The 19,146-nt window shown below is 44.7% G+C and carries 18 protein-coding genes; 4 read left to right on the top strand and 14 right to left on the bottom strand.

The annotated features are described in order from the left end of the window. Positions 1-44 precede the first annotated feature (44 nt). Positions 45-506, top strand: a complete 462-nt coding sequence (locus A3773_RS10395; RefSeq protein ID WP_067985725.1) for a hypothetical protein — start codon at positions 45-47, stop codon at positions 504-506. A 69-nt stretch (positions 507-575) separates the two neighbouring features. Here A3773_RS10395 and A3773_RS10390 read toward each other — a convergent pair whose 3' ends face one another. After that, positions 576-1,226, bottom strand: a complete 651-nt coding sequence (locus A3773_RS10390) for a TetR/AcrR family transcriptional regulator (RefSeq protein ID WP_067985723.1) — start codon at positions 1,224-1,226, stop codon at positions 576-578. Positions 1,227-1,757: 531 nt separating this feature from the next. Here A3773_RS10390 and A3773_RS10385 point away from each other — a divergent pair. After that, a complete protein-coding gene (locus tag A3773_RS10385; RefSeq protein ID WP_067985721.1) occupies positions 1,758-2,552 on the top strand; it encodes a response regulator in 795 nt (264 codons plus the stop codon). 72 nt (positions 2,553-2,624) lie between these two features. On the opposite strand, the gene A3773_RS10380 is transcribed toward A3773_RS10385, so the two are convergent. From A3773_RS10380 to A3773_RS10350, 7 genes are all read right to left on the bottom strand, one after another. After that, positions 2,625-4,415: a methyl-accepting chemotaxis protein gene (locus A3773_RS10380; RefSeq protein WP_067985719.1), complete on the bottom strand. Its 1,791-nt coding sequence runs from the start codon at positions 4,413-4,415 to the stop codon at positions 2,625-2,627. A gap of 154 nt (positions 4,416-4,569) precedes the next feature. Then, positions 4,570-5,271 carry a M48 family metallopeptidase gene (locus A3773_RS10375; protein ID WP_067985717.1) on the bottom strand — a complete coding sequence of 234 codons (702 nt, stop codon included), beginning with the start codon at positions 5,269-5,271 and terminating at the stop codon, positions 4,570-4,572. Between the two features lie 59 nt (positions 5,272-5,330). Beyond that, positions 5,331-7,328: a transglutaminase TgpA family protein gene (locus A3773_RS10370; RefSeq protein WP_156473498.1), complete on the bottom strand. Its 1,998-nt coding sequence runs from the start codon at positions 7,326-7,328 to the stop codon at positions 5,331-5,333. Beyond that, positions 7,321-8,298 carry a DUF58 domain-containing protein gene (locus tag A3773_RS10365; protein WP_067985713.1) on the bottom strand — a complete coding sequence of 326 codons (978 nt, stop codon included), beginning with the start codon at positions 8,296-8,298 and terminating at the stop codon, positions 7,321-7,323. The genes A3773_RS10370 and A3773_RS10365 overlap by 8 nt, the downstream gene beginning before the upstream one ends. A 2-nt stretch (positions 8,299-8,300) precedes the next feature. Then, complete coding sequence (locus A3773_RS10360) at positions 8,301-9,221, bottom strand: AAA family ATPase (protein WP_067986011.1); 921 nt, start codon at positions 9,219-9,221, stop codon at positions 8,301-8,303. 147 nt (positions 9,222-9,368) lie between these two features. After that, positions 9,369-9,674 (bottom strand): hypothetical protein, encoded by a 306-nt coding sequence (locus A3773_RS10355; protein ID WP_067985711.1) that lies wholly within the window; start codon positions 9,672-9,674, stop codon positions 9,369-9,371. 232 nt (positions 9,675-9,906) lie between these two features. After that, positions 9,907-10,392 (bottom strand): FKBP-type peptidyl-prolyl cis-trans isomerase, encoded by a 486-nt coding sequence (locus tag A3773_RS10350; protein ID WP_067985709.1) that lies wholly within the window; start codon positions 10,390-10,392, stop codon positions 9,907-9,909. Positions 10,393-10,655: 263 nt separating this feature from the next. On the opposite strand from A3773_RS10350, the gene A3773_RS10345 reads away from it, so the two are divergent. Continuing rightward, complete coding sequence (locus A3773_RS10345) at positions 10,656-10,910, top strand: hypothetical protein (protein ID WP_067985706.1); 255 nt, start codon at positions 10,656-10,658, stop codon at positions 10,908-10,910. A gap of 40 nt (positions 10,911-10,950) precedes the next feature. On the opposite strand, the gene A3773_RS10340 is transcribed toward A3773_RS10345, so the two are convergent. The 6 genes from A3773_RS10340 to A3773_RS10315 all read right to left on the bottom strand — a co-directional run bounded on the left by A3773_RS10340 (position 10,951) and on the right by A3773_RS10315 (position 16,419). After that, positions 10,951-11,724, bottom strand: coding sequence for a helix-turn-helix transcriptional regulator (locus tag A3773_RS10340; protein WP_067985705.1), 774 nt, complete (start codon positions 11,722-11,724; stop codon positions 10,951-10,953). Positions 11,725-12,461: 737 nt separating this feature from the next. Further along, a complete protein-coding gene (locus A3773_RS10335) occupies positions 12,462-12,938 on the bottom strand; it encodes a DUF2947 domain-containing protein (RefSeq protein WP_067986009.1) in 477 nt (158 codons plus the stop codon). A 99-nt stretch (positions 12,939-13,037) separates the two neighbouring features. Then, positions 13,038-13,928: a GGDEF domain-containing protein gene (locus A3773_RS10330; protein ID WP_067985703.1), complete on the bottom strand. Its 891-nt coding sequence runs from the start codon at positions 13,926-13,928 to the stop codon at positions 13,038-13,040. A 130-nt stretch (positions 13,929-14,058) separates the two neighbouring features. Further along, entirely contained in the window at positions 14,059-15,216 is a 1,158-nt protein-coding gene (locus A3773_RS10325; protein WP_067985699.1) for a type III PLP-dependent enzyme, read from the bottom strand. A gap of 154 nt (positions 15,217-15,370) precedes the next feature. Next, positions 15,371-15,973: a CBS domain-containing protein gene (locus tag A3773_RS10320; RefSeq protein ID WP_067985696.1), complete on the bottom strand. Its 603-nt coding sequence runs from the start codon at positions 15,971-15,973 to the stop codon at positions 15,371-15,373. Between the two features lie 143 nt (positions 15,974-16,116). Further along, positions 16,117-16,419: a hypothetical protein gene (locus tag A3773_RS10315; protein WP_067985695.1), complete on the bottom strand. Its 303-nt coding sequence runs from the start codon at positions 16,417-16,419 to the stop codon at positions 16,117-16,119. Positions 16,420-16,563: 144 nt separating this feature from the next. Between A3773_RS10315 and hrpB the strand changes: the two genes are divergently transcribed. Beyond that, complete coding sequence (gene hrpB / locus A3773_RS10310; protein ID WP_067985694.1) at positions 16,564-19,092, top strand: ATP-dependent helicase HrpB; 2,529 nt, start codon at positions 16,564-16,566, stop codon at positions 19,090-19,092. Positions 19,093-19,146 lie beyond the last annotated feature (54 nt).

Here is a 19,146-nt window from a genome sequence, read left to right as displayed (position 1 = left end):
GCGTCAAACATACCCGCAATATACAACAGGATAGAGGTTAGTCCGTGGAGAACACACAGTCTGATTACACATGGGATAAAGCATTTTTTGAAAAAAAGTTAACCTTGTTCAGTAACTTACAGATGGGGTTTATCGGGGCCGCTTTGATGCTTATGATGATGGACCTGTCTAAAGTCTATCTACTCGCCCCTTTAGTGGTGGGCCTCATCCTAACCAGTTGGTACAAACACAACCTAGATAGCATTAAAGACGAGATCAAGGGCTGTAGTCTCACCTTCGCACCTAAATCCATTCTGGTGTCATTTCCTGAATTAAATAAAACAACACGTATAACCTTTCGCGACATTGATGAGGTTGAAGCGCACAACGAAAATTTTGTACAAGTGATTAATCTGTATTTAAAAAATGGTGAGGAAAAAGTACAACTTAAAGCGATGGCTAATGGGGAGCAACTGATCCAACAACTGAAAACAGCTATCGCCGAGGTTGACGTTAATACTGCTTAGGGGAATAGGTACATTGGACAGGACCAGAGATAACCGACGAGGGAACCTCTGATCCTATTACAAGACGACTTACTCAGCGTTAGTCAATTGACCAACCGCCTCATTCTGCTGGAGAGACGCACGCGATCTCCTTTCGCACTTTTCAAGCATCACAACAACCGTTTTACGGCAACAGGCCCAGTAATTACGCAAACTCACTAGATCCTCTGCTAGAAAATAGCGTGCCACTAACCCAACCTGCAAAGAGGCGATCGCTTGAACAACCGCGTTTAACTCCATATGAGACAAGTGAGGTGAAACACGTTTTAACTGTTCTAGCCGAATTAAAGCAATTTCATCCATAAAACGACGAATAATAAGCTGTCGCTCTTTATTGTGTGCCGAAGCAGAGAGAAAACCGAACAACGCTTTAATCGACAAATTATCGACACTAAAGCATTTAAACAACTGCCCCTCCACCAGATCAAAAAACGCCTCTGTAGAGGTAGGCTGCTCTGAGGATTTAACCTCCTGCAACACGGTTTGAGTCAACAGCTCTAAGACTTCGGTTTCAACAGCCGCCATCGTTCTGAAGTGATGATATAACCCTCCTTTACTAACAGAAGCTTGTTCAATTAATCGCCCTGCAGTAAGTGCATCTAACCCCTGTTGGGCGATGATAACAATAGCCGCTCTCACGATAGAACGACGTGTTAAATTAGCACTACTATTAGAACACATAGGCTCTGACCTTCTATAACAATGAACTACACAGGACCTCTAAACTGCAACCACGTGATTCTAGTCCCTCCACCCTTATGCTACGCCTTAGCCAATGAGGGTTACATTCATAGATATATATTTACTGATATAGATCAAGCCTGCATGATACGGGCAGATAAGGCGACTTAAAGACCATCGATTAAGGTAGGTTATTATGAATTTTAAGCAAAAAAAACCAGGGCAAAAATAGGCCCTGGTGGAAAGAGATAATTACAAAGCATTTACGAAACATAAGAATGATTCGTACGCAATTAAAGCATGGCGGCAATGAATATTAACTTAACAAAATAAACTACTGCCTAAATTTTGAACAAACGCTCATCAAAAACACTTAAAAAATAGAAAAAACACACATTTGGTCGTCGATCAGCCCAATAAGCATCGGTTATCACTTTTACAGTCTACTTTTCTCTGTCATGATCTATACGATATCTCTGCCATATTGTAATGGTGGAATCTCATCACCCACTCAATTATGGACCTCGGGATATGGAATTAAGCAGTCTTTATGTCACAGTTATAGAACCCTCAAAGGTTCAACGCCAAATAATTAAAGGGCATTTAAATAGCTTTGGTATAGAGCAAATAGAAGAGTTTGAAGAGGCTCGACCTGCGCTTAACCATATACTGATCTCCCCCCCGGACATCGTCCTGTCCTCCATGCATCTTCCTGATATGACAGGCACCGACTTAGTCACTCAGATGCGTGGCTTAGAGGCGTTACAAAATATCACTTTTTTACTGGTTTCATCGGAGACCCATTACCGTTACCTTGAGCCCATTCGTCAGGCCGGAGCCATTGCGATCCTACCTAAGCCTTTTAGCCGTGAAGAGATGGGCTTTGCACTCAGAAGCACCTTAGATTACATCACCGATTTTGAATCTGAGAATGATAATGATGACTACGAGGCGCTGAACGTTTTAATCGTTGATGACAGCTCCCTCTCCCGTAAATATATTCAACAGATGCTCGAATCACTTTCCATCCACTCCATCAAAACGGCTGAAGACGGCTCTCAAGCGCTTGAGCTATTGGATCAAGGGGAGCGCTTTGATCTCATCATCACCGATTACAATATGCCTAATATCGACGGTAAAGAGCTGACAGAGCATATTCGAACCTACAGTGAGCAACCGACCGTCCCTATCCTTATGATGACCAGCGAACAAAATGAGAGCCGACTTGCCGCTATTCAAAATGCGGGCGTATCGGCCCTGTGTAGTAAACCTTTATCTTATAACACGGTAAAGCAGCTCATTGAGCAGCTAGTAACTGACTTCTAATCAAGAAAGATCTTCCATAAAAAAAACGTGGTCTAGGCCACGTTTTTTTATAACACGCTATACGTACAGTGATTAGTTTTTATCATCCAGTAGATGATCTGGCACAAAGCCCATAATCAACGCTCCCCAATGCTGCCCATTCACATAGAGAGGAATAGAGAGGTCATTCAGGATCTCACCTGTATCACGAATATAGGTTTGCAATAGGAAAGGTGCGGTGGACGATGCACGTCGGATCTCAGCTCGGTTCCCAGCAAAGATTCGGCGGTGACGACTCTTAACATTATCCACCTCAAAATTACCCGTCATACGCTCCGAAACTTTCGAATGATGCGCAGCCGCATAACCATTTTTATCTACCGCAATCACGTAAATAAACTCAGGGCGTTGGGCAATAAAGCTATCAAACAATGGACGCATGATCGCTTCATACTGATCAGCATAACTCGTGTCATACTTTTCAGGCACTTGGCCATCATTAGTCCGTTTGTAGTTAGTATCAAATAGGTTACATCCCCGTGAAGCCAGCTCTTCTAGAGAACTCTGCACCTCTTGGCTCCACTGACGCCCCGTTTGAATCATGCCCTCAAAACCACCGTAACCAATAATAAAGCGCGACAGTAGCTCTTGCGTTTCTTCAGTTGAGTGTTCTAACTCTTCCGAATAACGACGTGACTCTTCTATTTCACCGTGCATAGCGGTCGACAACGAGGTTATCTCCGATACATGGTTATGTGATTCTTTATTGGTATACGCCAACTCATCAATAGCTGCGCTGATACTACTTAACTGACCATTGAGGTCTTCAAAATCCGAGACTAATCCGTGGAATTGATTATTAGTACTGCGAATAAACTCTTCAGTCGACCCTACATATTCGAGGATAGTCACCGAACTTGAGCCCGTCTTGTTGACCAACGAGGACATCTGATTAATATTCAGATCAATTTCACTGGTGGCAACACTCACTTTCTGAGACAAGTTTCGAACCTCATCAGCCACGACAGAGAAACCACGCCCCGCTTCGCCGGCACGCGCGGCCTCAATTGAAGCATTGAGCGCCAGCAAATTCGTTTGATCGGAGAAGTCTTTTACCATCCCCAAAATCTCAGTAATGTTTCTGGAGTTCAGCTCCAGCTGATGCACTGTATCTTGGAAATCGGTCACTTGGCAGCGGATCGCTTCAACCTGCTGTTGAACACGTCCAAGCTCAACACTAGACGACTTAATTTCATCTAAGTTTTGCGCGTTACGTTCAGAGATCTGGAGCGTACTTCCCGCGATATTATCAATCGCCTGAGTGGCTTCCTGACTGGATTGAAAGACTTTTTGAGCCTGTTCTTCCTGTCGTGTTGCCGAACCTTGAGCCTCAATCAGCACTTTCTGCAAGCGAGTTGAACTTAAAGCAACACTAACACTACGACGTCGACTTTCAGCAATCATCGATTTCAAGCTGATCGAAAAGGTATTGTAGCTCTCGGCCATTTCTGAAATTTCATCATAGGTATATTCCGGCAACGTTGCCGATATATCCCCATCTTTATCTTTGATCGCTTGCAGCACATCGGTCATCTTTCTGATCGGACGCAAAAAAAGGTGCCGCATAAAAAAGATCGTTAAGATGCCTGAAATTAACGCAAAGATAACCGTCGCTAAGCCATACAGCCAAAATGAATCTAACTGTTGCTGAATAACGGCGGTTGAAACATGGCCTGAAGCCAAGCTGGAATCTAATTTATTGAAGTGGTTGTAACCGATGAGTAACAAAACAACATGCGGTAAAAGTAGAAATACCACATTACCTGTTATTTTCTTCGTCAACGAATTAAAGCAGGTTTTCTCTACACTCTTATAAAGGCTCATTTCCGCACTCTTTAATTGTTATAAGCTGAGATAATTACTTATTCTTATTATGTTTTCTTATTATTATTTGTTGCTCAATATAAGCCGATCTATACGGCAACTTCAAGATTAAACTAAAGTTTCACCATAACATCTATCAAATTCAAACAATCTTCTACCAAAGTACCCAAGTCGTACACCTATTTAACTTGGCCCTACACGCTTTCCAATTTTGACAATACTGCTCAACCAAATGCCAAAATTTAGGGCTGTGATTTAAGTGAACCAGGTGAGCCAACTCATGAACAACCACATAATCAATTAATGCAGGTTCAGCAAAAATAAGACGCCAGTTGAACGCGATATCACCTTGGCTTGAGCAACTGCCCCAACGCCTTTTGTAGTTCTTTATAATCAAGGAATTAGAGGTCAGTCCCATCACCTCTTGCCAATATAAAACCCGTGCAGCAATGTGCCGTTCCGCTTCCGCTTTATACCACCCTTGCAAACAGGCTTTAACCCGTTCTTCCGGTGCCTTTTTTGAACGGTTAGTAATGGTAATATTTAACCGATCTCCCTGAAGAGAAACATCGCTTTTAGGCCCTACACGCCAGTGAATAGCATAGTACTCACCTTGATAGGGAAACATCGCACCCTCAGCGACTTTCAAACAATGGTTCGCAAAATTCTGGCTCAACTGCTCATTCTTTTGACGAATCCAGCTCGCTTTGCTCTGAACCCAATCACTCACCCAACGATCAGAAACCCAATGGGGAACCCTAACTTCAACCCCTTTTTCGCTGATGCGAATTGCAGCCGTTTTACGTTTTCGACTGCGTATTACGGTGTAACCATCATGGTCTATACGATCGTTCATAAAAGAGATCACTGCAAAAAATGACTAACGAAAAACCTAAAAGCTATCCGCCGATTGATTTAACCCCACCAGCACAGACGTGCAAATAACCCACCTCGCGCGTTAGTACAGCGCACGACGGCTTGCCTCAATTGCACAACCAATTCAGGGTCATTACCCTGCCCATGCCTAATCCGTTCATAACCTGCCGATATCTGCATAAAGTGTGATGCATCGTCTGGCCTATGCCTGGCAAGCCGATCGCAATAGTCACTCACTGTTTCTCCGGTCTGCCGCTCAAGCCCCTCTTTAGCAAAATGCGTTGATAAACGCACGATCAGCTTGTCGACCGGATTTAAAGGAGCCACTTTACGCGCGTTTAATGACAGCGCGACGGTAATGGCGATAACAACAGAAAACGGCAACAAGAGGAAAAGCGCAAGCTTAAAGGGGGAAACCCCACCTAACAAACGCTCTAACAATCCTTGCTGTTGATGGTGGTAGTTTAACACCCAACGATGCCAACCATAATTCAGTGCCTCAATCCGGTGCCGAACCTGCATGATCCACTTATTATTTGAAATATTCCAAGCACTGAGCGCGCTATCTTGTAAAAACGCCCGATCAGTGGACAAGGTTTCATCGGCTGGGGCTTCAACTCGGCTAGGGGCGACCCATGCGGTAGGGTCCAGACGTACCCACCCCTTCTCGGGGAACCATGCCTCAACCCATGCGTGGGCATCATATTGACGTACAAGGAAATAGTTTTCATAAGGGTTCCACTCCCCACCTTGATAACCGGTGACAATTCGCGCGGGTATGCCCACGGCCCTTAACAAAACCGCGGTAGCACTAGCGAAGTGACCACAAAACCCTGTTTTCGTATTCAGTAAAAAATCAGAGACACTCTCATCACCCAAAGGCGGTGGCGTCAGCGAGTAGTGAAAACCTTGATGGTAGTACTGTTGAATTTTAGCAATGAACCCATCAGGGGTTTCAGTCTCAGCCCACCAGCGACGTGCTAACTGCTTTGCCTTTTCATTACCCGCAGGCAGGTATAAAGTCCTCTCAAAGTCATCAAGCTCTCGCTCTACATCGAGGTTATTAACTACGCCAGAGGTAAACGGGTACTGCTCTCGGTTAACCACCTTAGTACCGGAGGAGAGTGTCATATCCCTGTGCAGATTCAGTTCACGGGGCCATGAAACAGGGTAATCCAAAACCGGCACATAATGCTGTTGGCTGGCTTCCAAAATAAGCTCATAGCGAAACAAGCGCTCAGGTTCAGCGCGCTTAGTTGGCGTGAACTTAGGCAGGGGCTTTCCATCATTCAACCACCCCCGACCATCAAAATCATTTAAAACAATGGCGCGCCAATACAGTTGAGTTTGATCCGGTACAGAACCTGAAAAACTCACCCGAAACGCCACCTCAGCGGAGCGCGTGAGCCGAGTAATATCTCCCGGTGTCATGGTATCAGAAAGCCCTGTTTTGGCGGCCGACTTGTCTAAACCCACCTCCCACAAAGGGCCGAATCTAGGCATCGCGATAAACAAGACCACCATCAGAGGAAACGCAGGAATCAGCATCAAGACAGAGCGTTTTAACGGGTACGTAAAACGGGTTTCCCGCGAAATATTTGTACTCATTAATGCCGTCGTAACAATAATAAGCGCAAACAGGGCATACACCGCTGCGCCAACGCTTTGGCTGAACAGAAAGCTGGTTGCAACGACTAAGTAGGCAACGTAGAGCACAATCAATGCATCTCGCCGGTGGTAAAGTTCAATCACCTTTAAACCAAACCCCACCACCAATAATGCAACCGTTATACTGATGCCCCCACCCTGCTTATAACTCGCAAGCACACCCACCCCTGCGGCTAAAACCAAACCGGTTTTCACCCATTTTGAGGGCAGTGACCAACGACCTAAATACACCATAAGCCGCCACGCAATGCAGAGCAGTACGACAAAGGTGATCCAGTTAGGTAAATGAAAAGCATGGGGTAACAGCGCGACAACAACACTGAGTAACTGCCAAAGCAGTGCGGTACGCGTTAACTGTAGATCATTCACGGTCACTATCCTTCGCCCTAAATAAGGCGAGCTCGGTCAACACACGGTGTAAATGATCCGGCCCTGTCGCAGGCTTAATTGAGGTATGGGGTAGACTCAAACCGTACTCTTGTTGCTGATGTTCACACTCACGTGCCCAATAGGTCATGACCGATAAGCGCGCTTCTGTCGAGAGTTCACTCCACGCCTCCCATGACAACCAGATCTTTTGACTTTCCTGTCCAACATAATTTTTACTCAATAAACCTCGCCCTTGCGCATATTGTTTCCAAGCAATATGACGTAAAGAGGTACCCGGCCGGTAAGCATCCAGTCCAGAAAAATCATCACCTTTATTTTCGTTGCCTAAGCGGCCATCTACATCCTCATTAAATGTGGCCGGTAATCGACCTTTATGGGGCTTTGGATAAACCGTCGCTGAGAGGTCCAATGCTACCCAGCTCCATGCTCGCAATAAGCCAAACGGAAACACGGTTTCAATTTTTAACAAGCCGGGCGTTAAGTAACCGCGTTTTCTTGCCTTTACATACAGCGTGACTCGTCGTTCTCGCGTTGCCCCTAAATAGAAGTACTGACCGCCCTCCTCACCGCGAAAGCATAAGTGTACATTCTCGTAATGCCTTAAATTGTTCGCCTCCACGTTAAGGCTAAACTCAGCCATCTCGCCAACATAGCAATGTCCCGCCTTTACCGCTGAGACCGTCAAGCCTGATAAATTAAAAAAGGTGTAGTGGATCGTGAGTACCCCGAGTGCAATCAGCAGAAAGGATACGCCATGAATCAAGTTGTTCTGGTAGTTAATCGCCACCAAATACAACACAAGACAAACCGTTAAATACGCCCAGCCTGCGACGGTGGGGAAGATAAATATATTTTTCTGTTTCAGTTCAACGGATCGCCCTTTGGGTCGCCGACTAGCGACCCAACGAGTAACTACATCAGTGATAGGCTGAAATAACGCACGCAACATACTTAACCTAATACATCGACGTGGGTCAGCAGTTTATTAATATGCCCCTCGCCTCCATACCCCCCGTCGCCGTCAACCCCACGTAAACGATGGGCAAACACAGGCAGCAATACCGCTTGAACATCTTCAGGCACAACATAATCGCGCCCATGTAAAAATGCCCATGTTTTCGCTGTGTTGATCAATGCCAAACTACCCCGTGGTGAAATACCAAATTCAAAGTTGGCCTCATCTCGCGTAAAACGAATTAACCGTTGCACATAATCAAGCACACTGTCAGACACGTTAATCCCTGCACATAGGTGACGTAATTCAAGTAAGTCCGATGAGGATAAACAGGGTTCAAGGCTGGCTATTTTGTCCCTTACATCCCCGCCAAGTAACAGCTCCCGCTCGGCCTTTTCACTGGGGTAACCCAATTGAATTCGCATGAGAAAACGGTCTAACTGTGATTCAGGTAGAGGAAACGTACCGTACTGGGAGATAGGGTTCTGGGTCGCGATAACAAAAAAGGGATCAGGCAAACAATAGGTTTCACCTTCAACGCTCACTTGACGCTCCTCCATCGCCTCCAGCAACGCGCTTTGCGTTTTCGGTGTCGTGCGATTAATCTCGTCCGCGAGCAATAGTTGGGTAAAAACAGGCCCCTTGTGATAAACAAACCGGTTGCTTTCACTGTCAAAAATAGAGACACCGGTAATGTCCGCAGGCAACATATCACTGGTAAACTGAATCCGTTGATAGGCTAACCCCATGGCATGGGCTAAGGCATGAGCTAACGTCGTTTTCCCCATACCAGGGAGGTCTTCAATCAGCAGATGTCCTCCGGTAATCAAACAGGTGACCGCCTGTTTAATCTGCTCCTCTTTATCGTAAAGAATTCCTCCAACACTCTCTATAAGTCGTTTGAGCTTATCTCTCATTAATCCCCAACCCCAATTAAGCAGATAAAATTGATAACGTACGACAAACAACCATAACACGAATTCACAAACAGCTTACGAGACGACCCTTACCGTCACCTTTCAGCCTAACCTGTTCATCTCGTTCACAAAAACAGAAGCCCCCGCTTAGAATACTAAAGGAATCGATTCACGATGGTAGCGAGCATAGGCCGACTGGCAGACCTCATCGTCGGTTTCAATCTGTACAAGGTTAGCCTTACGAATACCCGCCTTTAAGCACACATCATATCCTTCCTTTAAGTGATTGTACGAGATCACGACCCCTTCATCATCTGTCAATAACGCTCTTAAACACTGTCCCTGATCAACATACTCAATCTCAATCACTAATGGTGAATGACCCGCTTCAATAAAGTTGACCGCCTTAATCATCTGCTGTGCTTTTAGTTCCTGCAAACGCTCTATGTTCATCTGGCACCTCATAGGTTTAGGTTAAATTCCAGAAGGGGTGAATAAATAGAGTATCAATCTATATGCCTACCCAGTTTTACGTTACCTAAGCATAGTTAATAAATGGACACAGGATTACGTGAGGCGATCAATCGAACGAAGGTTTATTTATTTCAGGACGGGTCACAGGCAATAAAAAAGCCCGATAAAACGGGCTTTTTTATAGATCAGCAATTTTATAGATCACCAATGATTAATGATCGTGGTGACAATCTTCGCCATGTACATGGCCGTGCGCTAGTTCATCTTCTGTCGCTTCACGCACTTCAGTTACTTCTACACTGAACTGCAATACTTGACCGGCAAGTGGGTGGTTGCCATCTAACGTAACACCATCGTCTTCAACAGAAACAACCGTTACTGGCTGCTGGCCCCAAGGTGCTTCAGCCATAAATTGCATACCGACTTCAACATTATCAATACCTTGGAAGTTGGCAAGATCAACCTTTTGAACAAGCTCTTCGCGTACATCGCCGTAACCCTCTTCAGGTTTAACAACAACATCTAACTTATCGCCTACAACTTTGCCCAACAATGCATTCTCAAGACCAGACACAATGTTATTAGCGCCGCACACAAAAGGCAGTGGCTCTTGACCTGCAGATGAATCAAGAACATCACCCGCTTCGTTTTTAAGCGTGTAATGAATCAGTGCAACTAAATTCTCAGCAATTTGCATAAAAAATCTCTTATTACGGGAAGTTGCTGTATTAATTGACACTATAACCCTACGTCACAGCGGGCATTAAAAAGCAAAGCGCTACCCAAATGATTAAAGGCTCAATAATACCGTTTGAGACTTTTCGCTACCAGTACCCCGCACCTATTAATGCATTTTTATCCTGAAGCAGTAGAAAATAGGAATTTTTCCTAGACTTATTTTTAACGTTGTATGCTAGTTTTATAAGGCATAAGGCTAGCGTAATTCTGGAGGGGAAAATTATGGAAAATGCATGTACGCTTTGTTACAGCTTGGTATTACATAACAAACCACACCCCGCGCTGAAAAAGATCAGTGAGTTAAAAGGTAGTGAGCTTTATAAGTGTTGCTGCTGCTATGCTTATCTTCATAAACACGAAGCTAACTGGGAGATTATCAGTGGTGGAGAGTTTATGGGGGCGCCTAAACAAAGTGCATCTAAAACAATGCCCGCCGACAGCAATCTATCTATGTCTGCAGAACTAAGAAGCAACTAAACCTTGCTTCTTAGCTCCACTTCAATAAAGACCGTTAAACTTATAACAACCCTACTTCATGCATCATAGACACTAAATGGGTTTTGTTTTTCGCACCAAATACCTTCTTTGCTCGGGTAATATGGTAGGTAATGCCCTCTTCAGTTAGGGCCAATTTATCAGCGATACGCTTAACCGGCATACCTTGAGCGGTCATAACCATCACCTGCTGACAGGTGGGCGATAGGATTTCTGACTTGATATATGGGTTTTGCTCTTGCTCGCAAACAACCTGTAATAATTCATGGTAACGGGTAAGCATCGGCACTAGCCACTCACTAACATTACTAAAAAAGCTTTCAAACTCTGCAGCCGGTAGTTTATGAAACAAGCTGAAGTAATGAAACCAGTAACGATTACTCTTACTCTTCATCGGTATATACACCCGAGACGAGACACCTTGTTTCAACCAAAAATTATCCGCTACTGAACTTTGCCCACTGATTAATGAGCTTGCTAATAAAGGTGCAGTTATCCGTGGCAACACTTCCCACAACGGATCATGATGAGCAACATCTTTATAATAGTTTTTGATCACAGCATCCGGCAACGAACCAACGATATCACTTCCTTCATTCCAGCGCTGTTTTTGCGCTTCGGAACTGGAATTGATCTGACCTCGCGTTAAAACCGAATAGGTAAAATAGACAAAACCAAGCTGATTCAGCAGATCATCAATTTCATGCAGCAACTTGTCCCAAGTACATTCAAAAGCAAGAACCGAAGCGTCCTGAAACGCTGGCTGTTTTTTTAGCTGTAAAATAAGGTGTTCCATGTCTTGCACTCAAATACTCCCTCTACATCGAAACCAACAAACTAGGGTTATAAAATCCAAATCGCGTAATTAGATCTATTTAAAAACAAAAGATTCAAACAAAAAATACCTTACAAAATTAATAGCGATTTTAGACTCTAACACCTATAAATTTATTACTCTCTAATAATAAGCCTATTAAAAATATGCAGAAGTACCAAAACCTATAGTATAGAGCCTGATTTTTAGCCGCATCTAATATAATGATACAAAAGCAGTGCAAAAACATTGATTTCCGTACTAATTAGCGCCGAAAATCGTTATTTAATACCACACTAAAGCACTATGATTTACGCATAAAAGCACATGATAAAATCATTATAAGCTCATTATTACACTTACATAATAAAGGGCTATTTATTTGAATAAGATTATTATCATTTCAAAAATAAAGACAAGCAATCCGCCATGATTCAAACAAACTTCACTATCCTGTCTATCTTAAGCACGTAAGCAGAATAATAAGCAAAAAAGAAACTTCATACATTAAGCATCCTCAATAGCGACTTAATTTAACCTTAATATAATTTGCTCAATCATCAGAAAAAATAAAATAGGAGGTTTAACATCCGAACAGCGCGTTAACATACTGTTAATTATAGATAAATAGCTATCGAGGGGGAGTGAGAGGCGTTAGCACTCGCCGTTAGAGATGCGGCTGGACGTACTAACGCGTGATAATTAGGGGGTAGGATGAACTAAGGTCGATGCCCTATACGGTAACTACCATTGTCAAAAAACTGTACAACTTCCTGCCGTTTACGTCCCAACAGAATTGGCCCGTTATCAAAGAAAAGAAAGTTCTTCCAATGACGACGAAAGACACCCCATTTGGTTTCTAAGATATGATCACTTTGGTAACAAAAATACACAGTGATATTATCATCCCATGTAGACAGAGACGCCGCCATCAACGGTGGTAAGGCTTCACTCGAAGAGTCCCAAGCCGATTGCCAAAAATCTTTCTCACTCCAATATTTACCCTGCCCTACCCAGTCATCCTCTGAAAAATGCTCGGGATGGAAACACCCTCTACTAATATGCTCCGCCCATATCTGTTCAGCCCTCTTTTCAGCTAACGGTCTGATCTCCTTCATATCTTCAGCGGGTACAGGGAGATCTTTATGTCTGAAGATCCACGCCTTGGTGTATTTTTCTATAGGTAAGTAGTTCATTAGAAGCTCTTGGATAGGTGCTTTTATAAAATTACAGATAATCAATTTAAAAAAAAGGGAGCCATTTAGCTCCCTTAGATTATAACGGTAGATGGCGGGCTAAGCTTCACCCTCGACACGGTTATGACCACTTTGTTTGGCGATAAACAGGTTTTCAAGCGCTCGACGCAGCATATTATCAGGGTCATCTTCTGGCCCATGTAATGCCGCAACCCCAACACTTACAGTGAAATGTACATCACCTGCGGCATAAGGAATTTCCATCTCTTCCATAATGCGACGAACCCGCTGCCCAGCAGCCATGCCTTGATCATGATTTGTTTCAGGCATAAACATAACAAACTGGTCATCACCATAACGGGCGAGGAAATCAGATGTCCGTTTCATACTATGAACGGAAGTCACTAACTGCTGAAGCACTTGGTCGCCACAATCCCATGAGAAATTATCATTAAGATCGCTAAAATTATCGACATCGATAACCATAAGACTGCACACCCAATCATAACGTTGCGCTTGTGCAACAGCTTGTTCTAAAACAGGTCTTAATGCTCTACGGTTATACGCACCGGTGAGAGGGTCTCGCTGTGCTTGATTGGTCACTTGACGCTCTAAACGTCGCTTAGCAGTGATATCCCTAAAGACAGCAAGCACTTCACCCTCGGCAGCTGAACAACGCAGTTCAACCCACTTGGTTTCACTCAACCCTTGCTCGCGCAACACAGGGATATGTTCTGGGCGAAGTTGAATATCAACTTTTATCACCTTCGAAGCATCAAGCGCTTTCACCGCCGCAGCGATAATGTCAGCACTGATATCTTCAGGAAAAATATCATCGAGCTTTCGCCCGACGATAGCATCGGCATCTAACCATTCGGCAACACCGGTGGAACACGCCATGACTAGACCCGTAGGTTCTAGCACCATAACAGCATCGGCTGCTGCTGTTAAAAGGGCATCATAACGCGCATGAATCTGTTTATCGGACATCCACTCTTCTCCAACCAAACCAGACAATTAAAATCGGCATCTCAAAAAGATAGCCGTTTGCCTCGCTAGGAACAACCCGTTTGACCATTTTTATGAAAATGTTACGAATTAACAGACAATACAGTGCGGTTCAAAGAATGTAATAGTCCAATGGTGGAAACCCATTAAATTCGATTGAGCTGTAACTGGTTGTATATGCCCCCGTTGAAAACCAATAGACATAATCACCGATCTCAAGGGACAGGGGCAGCTCGTACTTATGCTGCTCATACATAATATCTAAACTATCACAGGTAGGACCGGCGAGGATTACCTCCTCCTCAGGACCACTTTTTGAGGTTGATAAGGGATATTTGATCGCCTCACCTAAGGTCTCGATCAGTCCATTGAACATACCAACATCAGTATAAACCCAACGTTCGAGTGCAGTACTGGACTTACGGGAGATCAATACAACCTCCGATACAATCACACCCGCATCACCCACCAATGAACGGCCAGGCTCAAGAATAATGCGCGGCAACTCTTCCGGAAAATCTTCTTTTAAAAATCGTTTGATCTCCTCAGCATAAGTTGAGAAGTCATTTGTTTTTTGAATATAGTTTGCAGGGAAGCCACCGCCCATATTGATCATCTGAATTTCGATACCATGTTCAGTACTCAGACGCTCATTAATAACCTTAACCTTAGCGATGGCACCATCCCATACGTCGATATCCCGTTGTTGCGACCCCACGTGGAACGAAACACCGTAGGGCTGGAGCCCTAAGTCTTTAGCTAATACAGCAAGCTCAATCGCCATTTCAGGGTTACAGCCAAATTTACGCGATAAGGGCCAATCTGCCCCTTCAGAACCATCCGTTAAAACACGAATATAGATTTTAGCCCCAGGCGCATTAACCGCTATATTGCGTAAATCCGCTTCGGAATCGGTTGCATAAAGCCGAACCCCTTTTTCAAAAAAATACTTCACCGCTGACGCTTTCTTTATTGTGTTCCCATAACTCATTCGATCGGGAGACACACCGTGCTTGAGCACCTTATCAAGCTCTTGTGGTGATGCGATATCAAAACTAGCCCCAGAGTCGGCCAGCAGCTGTATCACTTCATCGGCAGGATTCGCCTTTACCGCGTAAAAAATATCCGCATCAGGAAAGCCTTGCTCTAACTCGATATAACGGCTTTTGACGATGGAGAGATCCAACGCTAAAAAAGGCGTTGGATATTTCTCAGTTAATGATTTTAAACGCTCTGCAGCTGATGGGCTAAAGTGCTCAGGTAAATTCATGCGCGGTGGCACCACAGAAAAAAGTTGATGATAAAAAGTCCGGTAGACGAACCCAACTGTGAAATTTTGCGCAGTATAGTAAGGTTTTGTTTAACAAGTCCAGCGATATAAAATCACTTTAATCAAATTACTTACCCCCCTTCTTTTTACCGAATTAAAGCCCCCCATTTTCTGAGAGAACATTCTCAATTTCGGCAAAACTTTTCGCTTCATACATAATATCAAAACTGATCTTCAGCCTACGTGAGATATCACTTGAAGAGATAATCCCTCTGACTCTAATCACTCCAGCAGTACTCTCATCAATCACAACAACATGCTGATCGCCGGAGTCTTTCATGGTTAGCATTACATCACCTACTCGCGTGTCGCAAAGCTGAGCATAGGTAAGTGTCTTAATATTAAATTTACTCAGCATAATATGCCTAACCTGCACTTGATCTCGGCTCACTTGGTTTTTCTGCATAAAGGCCATCACTTTTCGACCCGCAGCATCAGCGGCAGTAATAATACCGGCGAAGGCATCTTTATTATCAAGCACAAATAACAACCGCACATGTTGGCTTTTCATATACTCAAGCGCTTCAGCGATGGGCATCGACTCAGAAACGGTGACCGGCTTAACGTCCATAAAGTCGGTAAACACATCAAGCGCTGGGCTGTGCAAACTAGCGGGAGTCCCCTTATTTTCGGGCGAGAGGATATACTCGGCATCGACGGCATCAAACAGCCTTATATTTTTGAAGTCCTGAAGCATACTGTGCACCTAATCACTGTTTTGTTTCAGAATAGTACACTTCAGATAATTTGCTGCAAAAATGGAGGAGATTGATAAAGAACAGCGCGCTATAAACGCAAAAAAGCAGCCAAGGCTGCTTTTTATTCAAGGTCAATACAAAGTTAATACCCGAGTTCGCTCGGATCAATCACAACACCCAACGAGCGCTTATCAATAAAGTTACCTTTGCTCGTTTCTTTATAACGAAACGTTACTTTTTTACCTAACTCAATCTCCAGATCTTTATCTGAAGACATGTACGAATATTTCTCGCCATCAACAACGATGTTATGAATATAATAAGGAGGCATACCAACCCACTCCGTGTGAGGGCCGTCCGTTTCTATACTTTCGAGTACACCGCGACCTGCTAGTTTTGGTGTCTTTTTGTAGCCGCCTCTGCGACCTTGAAAATTCCCAGCCATTAAGGCTCCTTGACAGTTTAAAAATAAAATAGAAAAACACTGTCTTACAATTGTAGCGTCACTTCGTGCAGAGTAAATCTATATGGCCAAATTCATTAAATAAAACTGCTAGAATGCGGTCATAACATTAAGAATGTGATCAATATGTCATCATTACCGATTTTATCTGTCATCCCTTCATTAAAAGAGGCCCTCAATTGCCGCGATGAGGTCATACTCGAAGCACCGCCCGGTGCCGGTAAAACCACTCAAGTACCTTTATCATTACTCGACTCACCCTGGTTACATAATCAAAAAATCTTAATGTTGGAGCCCCGACGTTTAGCGGCAAAAAATGCGGCTGCACGGATGGCTGATCTATTAAATGAGCGCGTGGGTGAAACCGTTGGTTATCGCATTCGACTCGAACAAAAAATCAGTACTAAAACCCGTATTGAGATTGTCACCGAAGGTATACTCACCCGTTTACTGCAAACTGACCCGAGCCTTGAAGGCTACGGCCTTGTCATTTTCGATGAATTTCATGAGCGTAGCCTTGATGCCGATTTAGGGCTCGCGTTATGCCAAGAAGCCCGCACGGTATTTCGCGATGAAATACCACTTAAACTCCTCATCATGTCGGCCACCTTAGATGGACACGCCATCGCTCAACTGTTGAATGATGCCCCCATTATTAAAAGTGAGGGACGCTCCTACCCGGTGTCTTACATTTATGCAGGAAAGCCTAAACAGGGAACTTGGCTAGAGCCCCATGCAGTTAACATTCTGATGGATGCCATTACGACACAGACGGGCAGTATTTTATGCTTTTTACCCGGTGTTCGAGAGATCAGGCAGGTGGAGCAGCGCTTAACCCTCGCCCTACAAACCCACGCCCTAGATCACATTATCATTGCCCCACTCTACGGCGATCTTAAGTTAGAACAGCAACAACAAGCGATCAACCCAGCGCCTCAAGGTAAACGAAAAGTAGTACTCGCCACCAGCATTGCGGAAACCAGCTTAACCATAGAAGGGGTCACTGTTGTTGTCGATAGTGGTCTCAGCCGCGAAGCCCGGTACAACCCTAATACAGCGATGACGACACTCTTTACACGGCCCGTCTCTAAGGCCGCCGCCACACAACGGGCGGGACGTGCCGGTCGATTAGCACCGGGACTCTGCTATCGACTCTGGAGCGAACCCGAACAGCTTCAGCTCAGCCCATTTAGCCCCCCCGACATTCTACAAGCGGACTTAACCGGCCTAGCACTCCAACTGGCTAGCTGGGGAATAAACGATTCTGAAACCCTCTCATGGCTAGACCTTCCCCCTAGCGGTGCTTACCAGCAAGCTAAAGCATTGTTGGCTCAACTTGGGGCCTTCTCCCCCAACGGCAGTCTCTCGCCCCATGGCGAGCGCATGGCCTCGCTGCCTGCACATCCACGTATCAGCCACATGCTGATACGCGGTGCACAGATAGGTTTATCGGAAAAAGCCTGTTTTATTGCAGCCCTGCTAATGGAGAAAGATCCCTTCCGTGATGTAGGGGCCGATATTAATACCCGCTTAGACTGGCTCAAAGACAAACCAACACAACATAAAGGACTGTGGCAACGTTTACACAAACAAGCTAAACATTACTTAACACTGTGCCAACCCTTCGCTACGGAAAACAACAGCGATATAAACCCTGAGCAACATGCGGGATTACTCCTAGCCTTTGCCTACCCAGACCGAGTGGCGAAGCAGCGCAGCAAAGGCAGTTCAACGTACAAACTTAGCAATGGCCGTGCTGCCAGCTTGTTTGGGGCTGATAACTTAGCCTCGCAACCCTGGCTTACCGTTGGCATTGTGATTGGAAAAGAAGGTTCATCGACCGACTTGATCCCTCTTGCCGCGGCCTTAAACCCTGAACATATCCCTCTCTACCTAGCCGAATCGACCTCGGTCAACGAGATTATCAGCTGGGATTCAAATAGAATTGTTGCGGAAAAACAGTACCGTATTGGTGATGTAATTATCAGTAAAGCGCCACTCAAGTCTCCGTCAAAAGAGGCTATCGTGAACGCAACGCTGGCCTACATCCGTAAGCAGGGCCTTCAATTATTACCCTGGAACAGTGATGTCATCCAATGGCGTTCGAGAGTGATTTTTCTCTATCGTACGTTCAAAGAAAACCCAACTCTGCAGCAACGCGCAGATCAACATTGGCCCAACCTCACCGATGAATGGCTACTTGAAAACCTAGAGCACTGGTTAGCCCCGTTTCTCAATAACATTGCCCGTTTAAATGACCTTAAACAACTGGACTTAAAAAGCATTCTTCTCTCCCTGCTACCTTGGCCGCTACCCCAGCAGCTTGACGAACTCGCCCCTGAACGTTACCGCGTTCCCTCTGGCTCAAATATTAGAATCGATTACTCCCAGACGCCGCCCGTACTAGCCGTCAAACTACAAGAGATGTTTGGTTGTGAAACCACACCAACCATTGCCCACCATATCGCGCTGCAATTACATTTATTATCACCCGCACGACGACCTCTACAGGTGACTCAAGACCTTAGTAGTTTTTGGCAAAATGCTTATCGTGATGTCCAAAAAGATATGAAGGGGCGCTACCCAAAACACCCTTGGCCCGACAACCCTTTACAAGCCCTACCCACCGCTAAAGTGAAAAAGAAAATGACATAAAAAAAAGCCAGCAATCGCTGGCTTTTTAAATGAATGATTAACCTGATAGCAGAT

The organism is Neptuniibacter pectenicola (assembly GCF_001597735.1).
Lineage (GTDB): Bacteria > Pseudomonadota > Gammaproteobacteria > Pseudomonadales > Balneatricaceae > Neptuniibacter > Neptuniibacter pectenicola.
Note: the sequence above shows the minus strand (reverse complement) of the source record. Positions and strands in the feature narration are given on the sequence as shown.